This is a genomic window from Loktanella salsilacus (assembly GCF_900114485.1).
Lineage (GTDB): Bacteria > Pseudomonadota > Alphaproteobacteria > Rhodobacterales > Rhodobacteraceae > Loktanella > Loktanella salsilacus.
On the sequence record NZ_FOTF01000001.1, the window covers coordinates 63,250 to 81,252 of the forward strand.

An 18,003-nucleotide genomic window follows, 5' to 3' on the forward strand; every position below is an offset into this window, starting at 1 on the left:
GCGATCAGGCCTCTGCCTGTTCCGCTTGTTCGGCCAGCGCCTCGGCGCGGGCGGCGATTTCGGCCATGCCGTCGTGAAGCTCTTGCGGGATCACAGGGACTTCGATGCGGGCGGCGGGGCGTGCGGCGGCTTCTGCGATATGGGCGCGCAGGTTGGCCTGCTCTGCTTCTAGCTCGCGGACTTGGTCTTCTAGCCCGGCAGTGCGATCCGCCAGCATCAAACCTGCCATCAGCAGCATACGACCTTCGGGCATCCGGCCGATCTGGGCCGACAAATGCGCGGCTTCTGCGTCCAGCATCTTAGCGGCAGAGACCAGATATTGCTCTTCGCCCTCTTGGCACGCGACCTCAAAGGACCGACTGCCGATCGTGATTTCGACCTGTGGCATGGCTTACGCCTCCTGCTGCAACAAGGGTTTCAGGTCCGACAAGATCGCCGCGACTTCGGCGGCCTCGGCGCTGCGCTGCGCTGTTAGCCCGTCAACTTCGGCCATCAGGGCGCGGTTGATCAGTTCGGCGTCCGCGACACCGTCCGTGGCGGCGGCACGCAATTTGGCGCAGACTTCTGTCAGGTCAGCGTTCGATCCGCGCAGCTGCTGCAATTGCGCATCCAGCGCCGCGATTTGCGCCGCCTGATCGCTGCTGCGCTTTTCCAGATCGACGATCTGGCCGTCTTGGCGCGACTTCAGCTTCGCCACGCGCTCTTCTAGCTGGGCATTTGCGCCGCGTTCCGCGTCCAGCTGCGCCGTCAGATCGGCGACGCTGGGGCCATCGTCGACAACAGGCGCGGCTTTTGGCTTGGACAATTGCCATGCGATCCGGTCCAGCGCGTCAGTGATCCGCGTCTCAAGTGCTTTGATATCGTCCATGCGGCGTTCCTGTCCCGTCCTCGCGCAGCTGCGCGAATCGTATGATTTCGCAAAGGTTAAGCGATCCGCCACGCCCCTACAAACGCCGCAAGGTCGTTTCGGCGCCGCTTGATCTTAGGTTCTGCCCTGTTATGACACTCTCAACCGCTTCAAACGCACCTGAACAGGACCTGCCCCATGGATCTTACCGCTCTGCGCACCGCCCATCCCGAGCATTGGATGAAAGCCGCGGCTATCCGCGCTCTGACTTTGGACGCGGTTGCTGCCGCGAACTCCGGCCACTCTGGCATGCCAATGGGCATGGCCGATGTCGCGACAGTGCTGTTCACGAACCATCTGAACTTTGACCCAGCCGCGCCGCATTGGGCCGACCGCGATCGGTTCATCCTGTCTGCCGGCCACGGGTCGATGCTGCTGTACGCACTGCTGTACCTGACCGGCTACGAAGATTTCCCGCTGGAGCAGATCAAGAACTTCCGCAAGTGGGGCGCACGCACCGCAGGCCACCCCGAATTCGGCCATGGCCGCGGCATTGAAGTCACGACCGGCCCGCTGGGTCAGGGCATCGCGAACTCTGTCGGTTTCGCTATCGCAGAAGAAATCCAGCGCGCGACCTGGGGCACGGCCATCGTGAACCACAACACCTACGTCATGGCGGGCGACGGCTGCCTGATGGAAGGCATCAGCCAAGAGGCGATCGGCCTTGCGGGTATGCAGGAACTGTCCCACCTGATCGTGTTCTTTGACGACAACAACATCACCATCGATGGCAAAGTGTCCATCGCCGACAAAACCAACCAGATGGAGCGTTTTGCCGCCTCTGGCTGGCATGTGCAGGCCATCGACGGCCATAACCCGGACGAGATTGAGGCCGCTATCGTGGCCGCCAAGGCCGACAAGCGCCCGTCCATGATCGCCTGCAAGACCCACATCGCACTGGGTCACGCGGCGCAGGATACCTCTAAGGGTCACGGCGCACTGACCGATGCAGACCAGATGAAAGCCGCAAAGGCTGCTTACGGCTGGACCACCGGCCCGTTTGAAGTCCCCGCCGACGTCAAAGCCCAGTGGGAAGCCACCGCGCAGCGCGGCAAGACCGCACACGCCGAATGGCAGGCCCGCGTCGAAAAGCTGTCGGCGGCCAAGCAGGCTGAATTTGCCCGCGCCCAAGGCGGCGAGGCCCCGAAAAAGCTGGCATCCACCATCCGCGCCTTCAAAAAGCAGGCCAGCGAAGAAGCCAAATCCGTCGCGACGCGCAAGTCGAGCGAGAACGTATTGGCCGTGATCAACCCGATCATGCCCGAAACCATCGGCGGCTCCGCTGACTTGACCGGGTCCAACAACACCAAGACGGCCGACATGGGCGTGTTCACCCCGGACAACCGCAAGGGCCGTTACATCCACTACGGTATCCGAGAGCACGGCATGGCCGCTGCGATGAACGGCATGGCGCTGCACGGCGGCGCACGCGCCTACGGCGGCACGTTCATGTGCTTTACAGACTACGCCCGCGGCGCGATGCGCCTGTCCGCCCTAATGGGCGTGCCTGCGGTCTACGTCATGACGCACGATTCCATCGGCCTTGGCGAAGACGGCCCGACCCACCAGCCGGTCGAGCATCTGTCGATGCTGCGCGCCACGCCGAACACCAACGTCTTCCGTCCTGCGGATAGCGTTGAGACGGCAGAAGCGTGGGAGCTGGCCTTGACCGCCACGGGCACGCCGTCTGTGCTAGCCCTGTCGCGTCAGAACCTGCCAACCGTACGCACGGCCCACACCAACAAGAACATGACCGCCCAAGGCGGCTATGTGTTGGCAGACGCCGAGGGCAAGCGTCAGGTCATCCTGATCGCCACAGGCTCTGAGGTTGAGATCGCGCTGAAGGCCCGTGACGCCCTGCAAGCCGAAGGTATCGGCACCCGCGTTGTGTCCATGCCCTGCATGGATATCTTCCTGGCGCAGGACGAAGCCACCCGCCGCAAGGTCCTGCCCGCAGGCCCCGTGCGCGTCGCCATTGAAGCTGGCGTGCGCCAGTCCTGGGACATGATCCTGATGGGCGAGCGCGGCAATGCCAAGAAGGCGGCCTTTGTCGGTATGGAGGGCTTTGGTGCCTCTGCCCCGGCAGAAGTGCTGTACGAAAAGTTCGGTATCACGGCTGAGAACGTGGTGGCGCAGGCGAAAAACCTGCTCTGACTTTATCGGATCATGATGCGAGGGGGCGTGCTGCGGCGCGCCCTTTTGCGTTTGTAGGGTTGGTTTGGGGATCGACCCGGCTGCGCCGGGCCGATCCGCGGGGGCGCTGCCCCCGCACCCCCGAGGTATTTTTGACCAGAAGAAGGGGCGTGAAGGGAGAGGTTAGAGCTAGATCGCGCCTTCGGTCTGGATGTGAAGAGTCTCGCCGCAGTGCTTGCAGTGGACCGCATCGGCGTCATGCAGGATCAGGCCGCAGGTCGGGCATTCGTGGCGCACTTTGGGCGGGCGGAATAGGACTTGCAGCATTTGCAAGAAGAGTGAGACCCCGAAGATCATCACCGCGACGGCCAGCATCCGGCCCCATGTCGTATTGAGTGTGATATCGCCGAAGCCTGTCGTCGTCAGCGTCGTGACCGTGAAGTAAAAGGCGTCGGCGTAGTTGTTGATTTGGTCGTTGATGTTGACCTGGCTGGCGTAGATTAGGCCCGTCATGATGAACAAGAACACGATCAGGTTGGTCACAGCGAGGATGATATCCTCGCGTTCGCGGAACCACTTGCTGTCGTGCCGCAAGCGGGACAGCAGCTCGTAGCTACGCAGCAGGCGTAGGGTGCGCAGCACGCGCAGGAAGGCGAGCGCTTGGCCCGTCACGATGGGCGCGAGGAAGCTGATGATCGCGGCAATATCGGCCCATGTGGTGAAACGCAGCAAGGCGCGCAGGCGCTGATCCTCGATCCATCCCCGCGCGATGAAATCCGCGAGAATGACCGCGCCGAAAGTCAAATCGAGGGCTAGAACCAGCGTGCTCGGCTCGAAGAACGAAGTGACGATGACAAAGATCACGGTGATCAGATCGAAGGCCACCAAGGCGTAGCGGAAGTTGACCGCCCGATCAGAGGAGCCACTATAGAGTTCTGCCACCAAAGCCTTCATGGCCGATCCGCCCGCAGCGCCCATGCGCCAGAGCCGGCCACCATAAGGGCAAGGCAGCCCCCTGCAATGGCCCAGTTTTTCACAAAGATCGTCATTTGCCATGCATCCCCTGTCGCCTGGAAAACATTGAGATGGAAAAAGCTGGTGAGGGCACAATAGGCCGCCGCTGACAGGGCAACGGGCCGCACAGCGACACCGAGCCAAAGCGCCAGCCCGGCAAGCGCATCATAGATCAGCGCGGGCCAGACCAGTGCGAAAGGCAGGCCCAGCCCCACCAGCATTCCGCCCGCATCACCGGGGGACAGCGCCTTTTGCACAGCGCCGCCGATCAGTAAGGCCCCGATCAGCAGGCGTGCGCCAAGCAGCGCCAGATTGGTCATGCGGGGCGCAGGGTGCGGTAAAGCGGCGCAATGACATAGGTCACCAGCGGGATGATCAGCAAGCCCAGCATAAATCCAAGCACGCCGTCGCAAAACGCCGTCGTGATCCATTCAGCTGCGCCCATGTAGTTTTCTGGCACCATGTGGCCAACGGTCACAGCCCAGCCGTGAATGATTTCCTCTGGCGTGTGCCAGCCCAGTTGGCCCAGCCCGTGAACGATGATCTGCCCGCCGACCCACAGCATCGCGGCGGTGCCGACCCATGTCAGCACGAACAGGAATGTCGGCATCCAGTGCACAATGCCGCGCCCCAAGGCGCGGGTCACACCAAGGCGGCCGCTATTTGCCATCAGCAGGCCCAGATCGTCAGCCTTCACAATGGCCGCGACAGCGCCGTAAACTGCGACAGTGATCGCGATGCCGACCACAGCCAGCACAGCAGCCTGCACCCAGATATTATCGATCGTGATCGCCGCGAGCGAGATCGTCATGATCTCGGCGCTGAGGATAAAGTCGGTCTTGATCGCGCCTTGGACTTTTGATTCCTCAAGATGCTCTGGATCGCCTGTCGCTTTGGAATGGGCGTCGCTGTGCGAAAAGGCATGCACGATCTTTTCCGCACCCTCGAAACATAAATACGCGCCGCCCAGCATCAGCAGCGGCGTAATCGCCCAAGGGGCAAAGGCCGACAGCAACAGCGCGATGGGCAGCAAGATGACCAGTTTGTTGAAAAATGACCCCTTCGCGATCTTCCACACGATAGGCAATTCGCGCGCAGGCGCGAAGCCATGCACATATTTGGGACTGACGGCGGCATCGTCGATCACGGCGCCAGCGGCTTTGGACCCGGCCTTGGCCGCCTGCCCGATCACATCGTCCACGCTGGCCGCAGCCACCTTTGCAATTGCTGCAACGTCGTCCAGCAAGGCCAGCAAGCCGCTCATGATATCTTCCTTCTTTTGATCACGTCTTTGCGAACCTAGGCCGACAGGCGCACCCCGCAACCCTTTGGCTATCTTGGATTGCGGGTCATGACTAGGCAGCGCTGCCGTTCGCGATTACACAGCCGCCATGACAAACGCGCTCGCCATTGGCCTTGTAACCTTTATCGCAGCTTTCTTTGCGCTGGATTTTTTCGTGCTTGATCTGGACGCACCGCTATTTTTGGCGCGCAAATTCTATGACATGCTGGAATGGCTCGCCTTTTGGCGATGACGTCCAGCTCTTGACCTTTGCGCGAAAATTGCAATGTTCGCGCCAACTTCTGTCACTTAATAAAGGATGACATCATGGCCGTAAAAGTCGCAATCAACGGATTTGGACGTATCGGGCGCAACGTGCTGCGCGCGATCATCGAATCCGGCCGCACCGATATCGAGGTCATCGCGATCAACGATCTGGGCCCGGTTGAAACCAACGCCCACCTGCTGCGCTTTGATTCGGTCCATGGCCGTTTTCCGGGCACTGTGACCACCACCGAAGACACAATCGACGCAGGCCGCGGGCCGATGCGCGTCACCGCGATGCGCAATCCTGCTGACCTGCCTTGGGGCGACGTGGATGTTGTGCTGGAATGCACCGGTATCTTTACGTCCAAGGAAGCCTGCCAGGCGCACCTTGAAAACGGCTCTAAGCGGGTTCTGATTTCCGCCCCCGGCGCGAACGCTGACAAGACCATCGTGTTTGGCGTCAACGAGGGCACTCTGACCAAGGACGACATTATCGTATCCAACGCGTCCTGCACCACGAACTGCCTGTCCCCTGTCGCCAAGGTGCTGAACGACACTGTCGGCATCAACAAAGGCTTTATGACAACGATCCACAGCTACACCGGCGACCAGCCGACGCTGGATACGATGCACAAAGACCTGTACCGTGGCCGCGCTGCTGCCCTGTCGATGATCCCGACGTCCACGGGCGCAGCCAAGGCTGTTGGCCTTGTTCTGCCAGAGCTGAACGGCAAACTGGACGGCGTCGCGATCCGCGTGCCGACCCCGAATGTGTCGGTCGTCGACCTGACCTTCGAATCCAGCCGCGACACCACCATTGAGGAAATCAACGACGCGATCCGCGCCGCTGCTGATGGCCCGATGAAAGGCATTCTTGCCTACACAGACCTGCCGATGGTCAGCACCGACTTCAACCACGACCCGGCCTCGTCCACCTTCCACATGGACCAGACCAAAGTGCTTTCGGGCAACATGGTTCGCATCCTGACATGGTACGATAACGAGTGGGGTTTCTCGAACCGGATGTCCGACACGGCTGTCGCCATGGGTAAACTGATCTAAAAGACGCATCTTGCGTTGCGCGAAGGGCCGTCCATTCTGGGCGGCCCTTTTGCGTTTGAACACCGGGCGTGCCGTGCGGCGCGCCTGTAAATAAGGCGAATTTATGACAGTTGCCTTGCACAAGGCGCAAGGCGGGTCTTCGGTTGTGTCAGTTGTGCTGCGCTGCAGCATCTTTAAATAGGTTAGCAGAACAGACACCCACCACGCCCCCGAAAGGAGCATGACATGACCCTGATCGACACTATTCGCCAGACGATTTCAAAGCGTGCCGTTTACGCCCGCACCAAGCACGAGATCAAATCGATGCCGCTTGATGTTGCGCTGGACCTGAACATCGACCGCGACAACGCAGCGCAAATCGCACGCCAAGCCGTCTACGGCTAATCACATGATTAATCGCGCCTAAAGGCGGCGACTGCCATGCGCAGTTGCCGCCTTTTTCGTGTCCGGGTCAGACCTTGCCGTATTTGCGCTGCAAAGCGGCGTCGACCGTCGGTGTGACGAACTTGGACACATCGCCATCCAGACGGGCGATTTCCTTGACTAGCTTGCTGGCAATCGCTTGGTTTTTGGCATCAGCCATCAGGAAAACCGTCTCGACAGAGTTATCCAGCGACCGGTTCATTCCCACCATCTGAAATTCATATTCAAAGTCAGCCACGGCCCGCAGGCCGCGAATAATGACGCCTGCGCCAACGTCCTTGGCGCAATGAATCAGCAGGTTTTCAAAGGGATGCACGATGATTTCTGTGCCCAGCGGCTCGCCCAGTGGCACGACCTCAGACCGGACCATCTCGACCCGTTCATCCAGATCAAACAGCGGTCCTTTGTCGCGGTTAATCGCGACCCCGATCACCAGTTTATCGACCAGCGAACAGGCCCGCCGCACGATATCAATATGCCCGTGGGTGACGGGATCAAAGGTGCCGGGATACAGCCCAATACGCATGGTCGGCCTCGCAAGATTATGTCGCAACCGCAGCAGAACCGCATTTCACGGCAGGTTGCAAGGCCGACCCGGCGCACCGCTGCGTCAATGCCCGGCGATCATTCCCTCTAGGGCGTTATTCTCCATCGCCAGTTGCGACAGCCGTGCCTTTACCACGTCACCGATTGAAATCAGGCCAATCATCGCGCCGTCTTTCATCACAGGTAGGTGGCGGAACCGGCCGTTGGTCATCATTTCCAGCACGACATCGGACTGATCCACCGGCGTGCAGGTAATGATTTTACTGGTCATCAACGAGTCCACCTGATCGTCCAGACAATTGGCACCGCCTTTGCCGATCTGGCGTACGATGTCGCGTTCCGACAGAATGCCAAGCAGGGCTTTCCCATCTTCACTGACGATCACGGTGCCGATCCGATTGTCCGACATGATTTTGGCCGCATCAGAGACGCGATCCCCCGGCTTCACCCAAAACATCTCTCCCGAGGCCTTGGAGCTGAGAATCTGTTGTACAAGCATGGCTATCCTCCCGTTACAGCGCGTTTTACCAGCGTTTCAGACCGCAGGCGTGCCTGTCAATGATTCCAGACGATGCACCTCTGCCCGCAGGCCATCACTCAGCGCCGTTGCAAAGCGCTGCAACCGGTCAGATCGGCGGTCGGCGGTGTGGCGCACAAGGTAGAAAGAGCGCACCAGTGACAGCTCTTCCGTCAGTACGCGGCGCACCTCTGGCGCGAAGGGCAGCGCGAAATCATGCGTGATGCCGATGCCCGCCCGTGCCCGCAGCATTTGCAGCTGAACGCTGACCGAATTGCTGGCCAGCTGCACCCCGTTTGCGGCCAGCGCGCCCAGATAATCCAGCGCAGAATCGAAAATCATATCCGGGATATACCCGACAACCGCCCTGCCCTTGAGGTCTGACAACCCTGTGGGAACTGGCAGATCGACATGCTGCGCAAGGTGCAATTTATAATCGACAATCTTTTGCACGGTCAGGCGCCCGGCCTCAGGCGGGCTAACGGTGACGGCCATATCCGCCTCTCGCCGTGACAAGTTCACGACGCGGGGCAAGGCCAGGATCTGCACCTCAAGCTCGGGATTGGCCGCTTGGATCGCGGCGCAGACCTGCGGCAGCAGGTAGTTCGCGCAGCCATCAGGCGCGCCGATGCGGATCTGCCCCGCAAGGCCGCTGCTGGGGCTTTGCCCAAGGTCCGCGGCGCGCAGCAACGCCGCCTCGGCCTGTGCGGCCTCTTCTGCCATGCGCGCGCCAAGGTCGGTCAGCGCATAGCCCTGCGGTGATTTCACGAACAAAGCCGCGCCGACCGATTGCTCCAGCCGCGCGATGCGGCGGCCCAGCGTAGCCGGGTCCATGCGCAGCACCGGGGCCGCGCCGGACAGGCTTTCCGCCCGCGCCACGGCCAAAAACACCCGCATGTCATCCCAGTTTTGCACGCCGCACCCTTGCATTTTTGCAAATCAACTTTGTCATCTTGGCCCTGTTGCCCGCAAAAACGCAAGACTAAGGTGCAGGCAATCACAGGAGGATTCTATGCAAGACCTGACCCATTACATGAACGGTGCCCATGTTGCTGGCACGTCCGGCCGCTTTGCCGATGTCTTTAACCCTGCCACTGGCGAAGTGCAGGCCCGCGTGCCGCTGGCCAACGCTGCCGAGATGGACCAAGCCGTTCAATTCGCCGCTGCCGCCCAGCCGAAGTGGGCCGCCGTCAACCCGCAGCGCCGCGCCCGCGTGATGATGAAGTTCGTCGAACTTCTGCACCGCGACATGGACAAACTGGCCGAGGCGCTGTCGCGCGAGCACGGCAAGACCCTGCCCGACGCCGCTGGCGACGTGCAGCGTGGCCTTGAAGTTGTCGAATATTGCATCGGTGCGCCGCAGTTGCTGAAGGGTGAATTCACCGACGGCGCTGGCCCCGGCATCGACATGTATTCCATGCGTCAGGCACTGGGTGTTTGCGCTGGCATCACGCCGTTCAACTTCCCCGCCATGATCCCGATGTGGATGTTCGCCCCGGCCATCGCCTGCGGCAACGCCTTCATCCTCAAGCCATCCGAGCGTGACCCGTCGGTCCCCCTGATGTTAGCCGAACTGATGGAAGAAGCCGGTCTGCCCAAGGGTATCCTGCAGGTCGTCAACGGTGACAAAGAAGCTGTTGATGCGATTATCGATCATGACGTGATCCAGTCGATCGGCTTTGTCGGCTCGACCCCGATCGCCGAATATATCTATGGCCGCGGTTGTTCGCAGGGCAAGCGCGTGCAGTGCTTTGGCGGTGCCAAGAACCACATGATCATCATGCCCGACGCGGACATGGATCAGGCTGCCGACGCGCTGATCGGCGCAGGCTACGGCGCAGCAGGCGAGCGTTGCATGGCGATCTCCGTCGCCGTGCCCGTGGGCGAGGAAACAGCCGACAAACTGATCGAAAAGCTTAAGCCCCGCATCGACGCGCTCAAGGTCGGCCCCTACACTGGCGGCAATGACGTGGACTACGGCCCCGTTGTTACCGCTGCGGCCAAGGCGAACATCCTTAAGATGGTTGAATCCGGCATTGCGCAAGGCGCAGAACTGGTCGTCGACGGCCGCGACTTTAGCCTTCAAGGCTACGAGGAAGGCTTCTTTGTCGGACCGCACCTGTTCGACCGCGTCACCACCGATATGGACATCTACCAAAAGGAAATCTTTGGCCCCGTCCTGTCCGTTGTCCGCGCGCAGGACTACGAAGAGGCGCTGGCGCTGGCCATGGACCACGAAATGGGCAACGGCACCGCGATCTATACCCGCGACGGCGACGCCGCCCGCGACTTTGCCAACCGTGTCAACGTCGGCATGATCGGCATCAACGTGCCGATCCCCGTGCCGCTGGCCTATCACACCTTTGGCGGCTGGAAGAAATCCGTCTTTGGCGACCTGAACCAGCACGGCCCGGATGCGTTCAAGTTCTACACCCGCACCAAAACGGTCACATCCCGTTGGCCGTCGGGCATCAAGGACGGCGCTGCGCTGAACTTCAAACCAATGGACTAACCCCCCATTTATAAAACTAAATCAAAGGCGCACCCTTCACTGGGTGCGCCTTTTTCACGTTCAGGGGAAATGACAAACATTTTGTTAAACCGCGTGAAACCATTCTGCCCGGACGCCGTGAATATCTGCGAAAGGCGGCCCCAAACCCGCCTGATATCCGGCCAGATCCGGGTTGCCCCCAATGCAGCCCCTGTCCCGGTGCGGCCCGCATCCGTCCCAAGTTCGGATGCGGGCTTTATCTTTTTGACAAACCGCTGACCCTTCGGCATCCTTTTCTGAACGCACGTTCAATTCACGCGCGCGGCAACTCGGGGGGAACGATGGATTTTGCACTCAGCCAAGAGCAATCAGCGATTTTTGACATGGCGCAGGCCTGCGGAGCAGAGCATATCGCGCCCTTCGCCCGGCAATGGGAAAAAGACGGCACCATTCCCCGCGATCTGTGGCCCAAGCTGGCAGAGCTGGGCTTTGGCGGGCTTTATGTGTCCGAAGAGTCCGGCGGCACCGACCTCAGCCGCCTAGACGCCACGCTGGTATTCGAGGCGCTATCAATGTCCTGCCCGTCGGTCGCCGCTTTCCTGTCGATCCACAACATGTGCGCGCGCATGATCGACCAGTTCGGCAGCGACGACATGAAGGCCCGGCTGCTGCCCGACGCGCTAAGCATGGACACTGTGTTGTCCTATTGCCTGACCGAACCGGCCAGCGGATCGGACGCCGCCGCGCTAAAGACGAAAGCGGTGCCGACGGACGCGGGATACGCCCTGACGGGAACCAAGGCCTTCATCTCTGGCGCGGGGTATTCGGACGCTTATATCGTCATGGCCCGCAGCGGCGACGCAGGGCCCAAAGGCATCAGCGCCTTTGTCGTGATGGATGGATCAGACGGGCTCAGCTTTGGCGGGCTAGAGGATAAGATGGGCTGGCGCAGTCAGCCCACGCGGCAGGTCCAGTTGGACGATTGCAACATTCCTGCGGGTGACTTGCTAGGTGAGCTGGGCAAAGGTTTCACATATGCGATGAAGGGCCTTGACGGCGGACGGCTTAACATCGCCGCCTGTTCGCTGGGGGCCGCGCAATCTGCGCTGGATCAAACCCGCGCTTATATGGCCGACCGCAAGGCCTTTGGTAAATCCATTGACCAGTTTCAGGCGTTGCAATTCCGCCTTGCCGATATGGAAATCGCCATGCAATCGGCGCGCATCTTTTTGCGGCAGGCCGCATGGAAGCTGGACACCGGCGCACCTGACGCGACCCGTTTTTGCGCCATGGCCAAAAAGCTCGTGACCGAAACAGGGTCACAGGTTGCCGATCAATGCCTGCAACTCCACGGCGGCTACGGCTATCTGGCGGACTACGGGATCGAAAAAATCGTCCGCGATTTGCGGGTTCACCAAATCCTAGAAGGCACGAACGAGATTATGCGCATGATCGTCGCCCGCGACATGGTATCAGCATGAGCGACGTTGATATCCGCACCGAAGGCCGCGCAGGCCGCATCACCCTCACGCGGGAAAAGGCGCTGAACGCGCTGACGTGGGACATGGTGATCCAGATCGAAGATGCGCTGGTGAAATGGCGCAGCGACGACGCCATAGCCCTTGTCATCATCGACGCCGCCGGCCCCAAAGCGTTCTGCGCTGGCGGCGATATTGCGCAGATCTATGCCACAGGTACCGCCGGCGATTATGGCCCTGCGCGTCGGTTTTGGCGCGATGAATACCGCCTGAACGCGATGATTGCAGGCTATGACAAACCGATCGTCGCGCTGATGCAGGGCTTTGTCATGGGCGGCGGTGTTGGCATCGGCGGCCATTGCAGCCACCGCGTTGTGGACGACAGCACCCGCGTCGCCCTGCCCGAATGCGGCATTGGGCTGGTGCCCGACGTCGGCTCTACGCTGCTTTTGGCGCGCGCACCGGGGCGGCTGGGCGAATTCCTTGGGCTGACAGGATACCGGATGGACGCCGGGGACGCGGTCTATGCCGGGTTTGCCGATGTCATGATCCCGCAGGATGCTTGGCCGGACCTGATCGCTGCCCTGTGCACAGACGGTGATGCCAGCGCCGTGCAGGCCGCCGCCCTGCCCGCACCGCAAAGCAAACTGGCCGCTTGGCGCAGCGATATCGACAACGTCTTTGCCGCGGGTGATCTGCCCGGCATTCGCCAACAACCCGCAGCAGTGCCGCCCGCGCCGATCACCAATGCGCTTGATTTGATGGAGCGGAACTCGCCCCTTTCTATGGCCTGCACGTTGCAGATCGTGCGAGCGGTGCGTGCGGACCCTACCATTCACACGGCCCTGACCCACGAATTTCGCTACACGTTTCGCAGTCAGCAGGGGTCCGACCTGCTTGAAGGCATCCGCGCCGCGATCATTGACCGCGACCGCAGCCCAAAATGGCGACACACCAGTTGGGACGTGCCCGCAGACGACATCGCGGCCCTGACCGCGCCCCTTGGCCCCGACGCCCTATACCCGGAGACTTCTTTATGAACATCGCATTCATCGGCCTTGGCAACATGGGCGCGCCCATGGCCGCGAACCTGATCAAAGCGGGCCACGCCGTGACCGGTTTCGACACCCACGCCAAGCCAGACGGCATGACAATGGCGGATAGCGCAGCTGCGGCGGCAAGCGGCGCTGACGTCGTGATCACCATGCTACCGAACGGCGCAATTCTAAGCAGCGTTGCCGCTGAAATTCACGCCGCGATGAAACCGGGCGCGGTGCATCTGGACTGTTCCACCGTGGATGTGGACAGCGCGAGGAACGTCGCGCAAGCCGCTGAAGATGCTGGACTATTGGCGATTGATGCCCCCGTATCAGGCGGCATCGGCGGCGCAACAAACGGTACCCTCACCTTCATGGCAGGCGGTTCGCAAGAGGCCTTTGATATCTGCAAACCGCTGTTCGATATCATGGGCCAAAAAGTTGTCCATTGCGGCCCCGCAGGGAATGGCCAAGCGGCCAAAATCTGCAACAACATGATCCTTGGCGTGACCATGATCGCCACCTGCGAGGCGTTCAATCTGGCCGACCGCCTTGGCCTAGATCGCCAAGCGATGTTCGACGTGGTCAGCACATCGTCCGGCTCCAGCTGGAGCATGAACGCCTATTGCCCCGCCCCCGGCATCGGGCCAACCTCCCCCGCGGACAACGACTACAAGCCGGGCTTTGCGGCTGATCTGATGCTCAAGGACCTGACCCTCGCGCAGGCGGCCGCCAAGTCTGCAGACGCCGACACCCCGCTGGGGGAAGCCGCGCGCGCGCTTTACGATCAGTTTGTGAACCGCGAGGATGGCGCAGGACGCGATTTTTCCGCCATGCTGCCGCGCTTTTCCGCCCGCAAGCGCGGATAACCGCCGACAGGTCCGGCGCGCACGGAACGGCGCGCCGGGCTTTGCGTTTTTCCTGTGAACCGGATCACTGGAAAGACCGACAGATGAAAAATATCGTCACATTCACCGCCATCGCGGCCCTGACAGCCATGCCATTCGTGGCCGAGGCGAAGGGTAAAGGCCAAGGCCAAGGCCATGGCGGCGGAAATGCGCAATCCGCCCAAAAACCATGGCGACGGGCATGGCAACAATGGCAATGGTCGCGGAAACGGAAACGGCAAAAAGTATGACCGCGCAGAACCTGCGCGCGGCAATGATAATGCCCGAGGCGGCAACGCTGATCTGGCCCGCATCGCAACCGGCATCGCCGCAGCCAGCGGCCTGATCTATCTGACCCCCGATATGGACGCCGCGCAGTTTACAGACGACGACTATCGGACCATCGCCAACTGCCCGCCGGGCCTTGCGAAAAAAGACCCACCCTGCGTGCCACCTGGCCTTGCGAAAAAGGGTGTCACCTATCAGGACTGGGCAGGCTATGATCAGGATGCGCTACGCGGCGTCTTTGACGACCGCTGGACCGCCTATACCCCAGCTGTTCCCGCCCCAGATGCACCGCGCGACACAGCGCTGACCTCTGCCCAGATCCGCCAGATCTTCGACCTGCCGGCAGAGCCTGAAGGCAAACGTTATGCCGTGATCGACGGTCGCCCCGTTTTGCTGAGCGCGGAAGACTACGAAAAGCTGATGACGATCAATACGCTGGCGGCCCGCCCAACGCTTGCAGACAGCATCACGGTCCTGCCCGATGCGGCCCTGACGCAAGAGCAGCTCATCAACCGCTACAATCTGCCCGCACTGGGCGATGGTCAGAATTACGCCGTCCTCGACAACCAGATCATCGCCCTGCCCGACCAAAGCTATGACCTGCTGCAACTGATCCGGATCTTGGGCGCGGTCTGACCTTCTTCTGGTCCTAAATACCTCCGCCGGAGGCATCCCGCCGCTGCGCCAAAACGCAGCGGCGGTTTTTTATTCCGCAGCGACCCGCTTGGGCTGCAGCATCGGCTTTAGATATCGCCCTGTGTGGCTCTCTTCGACTTCGGCGACCTCTTCCGGTGTGCCCTCGGCCACGATCCGCCCACCGCCATCGCCGCCCTCGGGGCCGATATCGATCAGGTGGTCCGCCGTCTTAATGACATCAAGGTTATGCTCGATCACGATGACCGAGTTGCCCTGATCCACCAGCTCGTGCAGCACTTCCAGCAGTTTGCGCACGTCTTCGAAATGCAGACCGGTCGTCGGCTCATCAAGGATGTAAAGCGTGCGGCCCGTGGACTGACGCGCCAACTCCTTGCTCAGCTTGACGCGCTGCGCCTCGCCGCCGGACAGGGTCGTCGCCTGCTGGCCGACCTTGATATAGCCCAGACCAACCCGCACCAGCGCGTCCATCTTCGTCCGGATAGACGGCACCGCCTGAAAGAACTCCTGCGCGTCTTCCACAGTCATATCAAGGACATCGGCGATGCTCTTACCCTTGAATTTGACCTCAAGGGTCTCTCGGTTATAACGCTGACCCTTGCAGGTTTCGCAGGTGACATAGACGTCGGGCAGAAAGTGCATTTCGATCTTGATAACGCCGTCGCCCTGACAGGCCTCGCAGCGCCCACCCTTGACGTTGAACGAAAAACGCCCCGGTTTATAGCCGCGTGTCTTCGCCTCTGGCAGGCCCGCGAACCAGTCGCGGATCGGGGTAAAGGCACCGGTATAGGTCGCGGGGTTCGACCGCGGCGTGCGGCCAATGGCACGCTGGTCAATGTCAATGACCTTGTCCAGATGCTCGAACCCTTTGATCGTCTCGCAGGGTGCGGGCGCTTGCCGCGCACCGTTCAGCTTCATCGCGGCGTTCTTGAACAGCGTCTCGATCGTCAGCGTGGACTTGCCGCCGCCCGATACGCCGGTCACGCAGACGAATTTGCCCAGCGGAAAATCGGCGGTAACGTCGTGCAGGTTGTTGCCGGTGGCTTTTACCACCGTCAGCTTCTTACCGTTCCCCTTGCGCCGCACGGCGGGCACCGCGATTTCGCGTTTGCCCGTCAGATACATCCCGGTGATCGAGTTTTCATTGGCCATAATCTCGGCCGGTGTCCCCTCGGCCACGACATTGCCGCCATGCACCCCGGCCCCCGGCCCGATGTCAAAGACGTAATCCGCCTCGCGGATCGCCTCTTCGTCGTGTTCGACGACGATCACCGTATTGCCCTGATCACGCAGGTTTTTCAGCGTCGTCAGCAGGCGGTCATTGTCGCGCTGGTGCAGACCGATGCTAGGTTCGTCCAACACATACAGCACACCTTGCAAGCCCGATCCGATCTGGCTGGCGAGCCTGATCCGCTGGCTTTCGCCCCCCGACAACGTGCCCGCATTCCGCGCCATCGTCAGGTAATTCAGGCCGACATTGTTCAGGAAACCTAGCCGTTCGCGGATTTCCTTCAGGATCGCATTGGCGATCTCGTTCTTCTGCTTGCTCAGCTGGTCCGGCACCGCAAGGCACCAGTCATAGGCTTCGGCAATCGACATCTGCACAACATGGCCGACGTGCAAGCCGCCGATCTTGATCGCCAACGCCTCTTCGCGCAGACGGAACCCGTGGCAAGTGCCGCAAGGGCGGTTGTTCTGAAATCCCTCGAATTCCTCGCGAATCCAATTGCTGTCCGTCTCGCGGTAGCGGCGTTCCATATTGGGAATGACACCCTCGAACGGACGCGACACCTGATAGACCCGCCCGCCTTCATCATAACGGAATTTGATCTCTTCTTTGCCAGACCCGCGCAGAAACACCTCTTGGTGCTTGGGATCAAGATCCTTCCACCGCGCGTTTTTGTTAAAGCCGTAGTGCTTTGCAATCGCCTCGATCGTCTGCAGGAAATAGGGACTCTTGCCCTTGCGCCAAGGTGCCAGCGCACCATCAGCGATCTTCAGCGTCACATCCGGCACGACCAATTGCTCGTCAAAGAACAGCTCGACCCCAAGGCCATCACAGGCCGGGCAAGCGCCCACGGGCGCGTTGAACGAAAACAGTCGCGGCTCGATTTCGGGAATGGTAAATCCAGACACCGGACAGGCGAAATTCTCGGAGAAGGTCACGCGCTCTGGCTCGACCACTGGCGCGCCCTCCTCCCCCGCAGGGGCGGCAATTTCCAGCACGGTGATGCCGTCTGCAAGGTCAAGCGCGGTGCGGAAGCTGTCCGCCAACCGCGTCTCTAGCCCCTCGCGCACCACGATACGGTCGACCACGACGTCGATGTCATGGCGGAATTTCTTATCCAGCGTTGGCGGCTCGTCCAGTTCATAAAATTGGCCGTCCACCTTGACCCGCTGAAAACCCTGCTTACGCAGATCCAGGAATTCCTTGCGATACTCGCCTTTGCGGTCGCGAATGATCGGGGCCAACATATAACCGCGCGTGCCCTCTGGCATCGCCATGACGCGGTCGACCATATCCTGCACCTGCTGCGCCTCAATCGGCAGGCCCGTGGCCGGCGAATACGGCGTGCCAGCGCGCGCGAACAGCAGACGCAAATAGTCGTAAATTTCGGTGATCGTGCCAACGGTAGAGCGCGGGTTCTTTGACGTCGTCTTTTGCTCAATCGAAATCGCAGGCGACAGGCCACTGATGTGATCCACATCAGGCTTTTCCATCATATCAAGGAACTGCCGCGCATAGGCCGACAGCGACTCCACATAGCGCCGCTGCCCTTCGGCATAGATGGTGTCAAACGCGAGCGAGGATTTGCCCGACCCCGACAGACCGGTGATCACCACCAGCTTGTCGCGCGGAATATCCACGTCGATGTTCTTCAGGTTATGTTCGCGCGCGCCGCGCACTTCGATGTTCTTCAGCTCGGCCATTTTGCCCCCAAGGCGGTGTCCCCCATCAGATAGCAAGCCAAAACCCAATTGCCAGCCCCAAAAATGAACAAACGATGAACATACCC

General features: G+C 60.8%; 18 protein-coding genes. 9 read left to right on the forward strand and 9 right to left on the reverse strand.

Translation table 11 applies throughout. The annotated features are described in order from the left end of the window. Nucleotides 1–4 precede the first annotated feature (4 nt). Together BM131_RS00310 and BM131_RS00315 are read right to left on the reverse strand one after the other, a co-directional pair. Nucleotides 5–388, reverse strand: coding sequence for a cell division protein ZapA (locus tag BM131_RS00310; protein ID WP_090183981.1), 384 nt, complete (start codon nt 386–388; stop codon nt 5–7). Nucleotides 389–391: 3 nt separating this feature from the next. Further along, a complete protein-coding gene (locus BM131_RS00315) occupies nt 392–868 on the reverse strand; it encodes a hypothetical protein (RefSeq protein ID WP_090183983.1) in 477 nt (158 codons plus the stop codon). A 177-nt stretch (nt 869–1,045) separates the two neighbouring features. Here BM131_RS00315 and tkt point away from each other — a divergent pair, with 177 nt between their 5' ends. Next, nucleotides 1,046–3,061: a transketolase gene (tkt, locus tag BM131_RS00320; RefSeq protein WP_090183986.1), complete on the forward strand. Its 2,016-nt coding sequence runs from the start codon at nt 1,046–1,048 to the stop codon at nt 3,059–3,061. 168 nt (nt 3,062–3,229) lie between these two features. Here tkt and BM131_RS00325 read toward each other — a convergent pair whose 3' ends face one another. The 3 genes from BM131_RS00325 to BM131_RS00335 are packed head-to-tail and all read right to left on the reverse strand — an operon-like array spanning nt 3,230 to nt 5,318. Beyond that, a complete protein-coding gene (locus tag BM131_RS00325; protein ID WP_090184564.1) occupies nt 3,230–3,994 on the reverse strand; it encodes a potassium channel family protein in 765 nt (254 codons plus the stop codon). Next, nucleotides 3,991–4,374 (reverse strand): DoxX family protein, encoded by a 384-nt coding sequence (locus BM131_RS00330; RefSeq protein WP_090183988.1) that lies wholly within the window; start codon nt 4,372–4,374, stop codon nt 3,991–3,993. The genes BM131_RS00325 and BM131_RS00330 overlap by 4 nt, the downstream gene beginning before the upstream one ends. Beyond that, nucleotides 4,371–5,318 carry a DUF808 domain-containing protein gene (locus tag BM131_RS00335; protein ID WP_090183990.1) on the reverse strand — a complete coding sequence of 316 codons (948 nt, stop codon included), beginning with the start codon at nt 5,316–5,318 and terminating at the stop codon, nt 4,371–4,373. The genes BM131_RS00330 and BM131_RS00335 overlap by 4 nt, the downstream gene beginning before the upstream one ends. Before the next feature lie 127 nt (nt 5,319–5,445). Between BM131_RS00335 and BM131_RS20165 the strand changes: the two genes are divergently transcribed. The 3 genes from BM131_RS20165 to BM131_RS20170 all read left to right on the forward strand — a co-directional run bounded on the left by BM131_RS20165 (nt 5,446) and on the right by BM131_RS20170 (nt 7,049). Further along, complete coding sequence (locus tag BM131_RS20165) at nt 5,446–5,589, forward strand: hypothetical protein (protein ID WP_175499111.1); 144 nt, start codon at nt 5,446–5,448, stop codon at nt 5,587–5,589. Nucleotides 5,590–5,663: 74 nt separating this feature from the next. Further along, a complete protein-coding gene (gene gap, locus BM131_RS00340) occupies nt 5,664–6,665 on the forward strand; it encodes a type I glyceraldehyde-3-phosphate dehydrogenase (RefSeq protein WP_090183993.1) in 1,002 nt (333 codons plus the stop codon). A 225-nt stretch (nt 6,666–6,890) separates the two neighbouring features. Continuing rightward, on the forward strand, nt 6,891–7,049 hold the full coding sequence (locus BM131_RS20170; RefSeq protein ID WP_175499112.1) for a hypothetical protein: 159 nt from the start codon (nt 6,891–6,893) through the stop codon (nt 7,047–7,049). A gap of 67 nt (nt 7,050–7,116) precedes the next feature. Here the strand turns inward: BM131_RS20170 and coaD are convergent, their stop codons facing one another. The 3 genes from coaD to BM131_RS00355 all read right to left on the reverse strand — a co-directional run bounded on the left by coaD (nt 7,117) and on the right by BM131_RS00355 (nt 9,066). Beyond that, nucleotides 7,117–7,614, reverse strand: a complete 498-nt coding sequence (gene coaD / locus BM131_RS00345; RefSeq protein WP_090183995.1) for a pantetheine-phosphate adenylyltransferase — start codon at nt 7,612–7,614, stop codon at nt 7,117–7,119. An 84-nt stretch (nt 7,615–7,698) separates the two neighbouring features. Then, nucleotides 7,699–8,133 (reverse strand): CBS domain-containing protein, encoded by a 435-nt coding sequence (locus BM131_RS00350; protein ID WP_090183998.1) that lies wholly within the window; start codon nt 8,131–8,133, stop codon nt 7,699–7,701. A 36-nt stretch (nt 8,134–8,169) separates the two neighbouring features. Beyond that, nucleotides 8,170–9,066: a LysR family transcriptional regulator gene (locus BM131_RS00355; protein ID WP_090184567.1), complete on the reverse strand. Its 897-nt coding sequence runs from the start codon at nt 9,064–9,066 to the stop codon at nt 8,170–8,172. A gap of 97 nt (nt 9,067–9,163) precedes the next feature. On the opposite strand from BM131_RS00355, the gene BM131_RS00360 reads away from it, so the two are divergent. The 5 genes from BM131_RS00360 (at nt 9,164) to BM131_RS00385 (ending at nt 14,968) form a co-directional block, all read left to right on the forward strand. Beyond that, nucleotides 9,164–10,663, forward strand: coding sequence for a CoA-acylating methylmalonate-semialdehyde dehydrogenase (locus BM131_RS00360; protein WP_090183999.1), 1,500 nt, complete (start codon nt 9,164–9,166; stop codon nt 10,661–10,663). 320 nt (nt 10,664–10,983) lie between these two features. Then, nucleotides 10,984–12,123 carry an acyl-CoA dehydrogenase family protein gene (locus tag BM131_RS00370; RefSeq protein WP_090184005.1) on the forward strand — a complete coding sequence of 380 codons (1,140 nt, stop codon included), beginning with the start codon at nt 10,984–10,986 and terminating at the stop codon, nt 12,121–12,123. Next, a complete protein-coding gene (locus BM131_RS00375) occupies nt 12,120–13,160 on the forward strand; it encodes an enoyl-CoA hydratase/isomerase family protein (protein WP_090184008.1) in 1,041 nt (346 codons plus the stop codon). The genes BM131_RS00370 and BM131_RS00375 overlap by 4 nt, the downstream gene beginning before the upstream one ends. Beyond that, nucleotides 13,157–14,026: a 3-hydroxyisobutyrate dehydrogenase gene (gene mmsB / locus BM131_RS00380; protein WP_090184010.1), complete on the forward strand. Its 870-nt coding sequence runs from the start codon at nt 13,157–13,159 to the stop codon at nt 14,024–14,026. Before BM131_RS00375 ends, mmsB begins: the two co-directional genes overlap by 4 nt. Before the next feature lie 174 nt (nt 14,027–14,200). After that, nucleotides 14,201–14,968 (forward strand): hypothetical protein, encoded by a 768-nt coding sequence (locus BM131_RS00385; protein WP_090184013.1) that lies wholly within the window; start codon nt 14,201–14,203, stop codon nt 14,966–14,968. Between the two features lie 69 nt (nt 14,969–15,037). Here the strand turns inward: BM131_RS00385 and uvrA are convergent, their stop codons facing one another. Then, on the reverse strand, nt 15,038–17,917 hold the full coding sequence (gene uvrA, locus BM131_RS00390; protein ID WP_090184015.1) for an excinuclease ABC subunit UvrA: 2,880 nt from the start codon (nt 17,915–17,917) through the stop codon (nt 15,038–15,040). Nucleotides 17,918–18,003 lie beyond the last annotated feature (86 nt).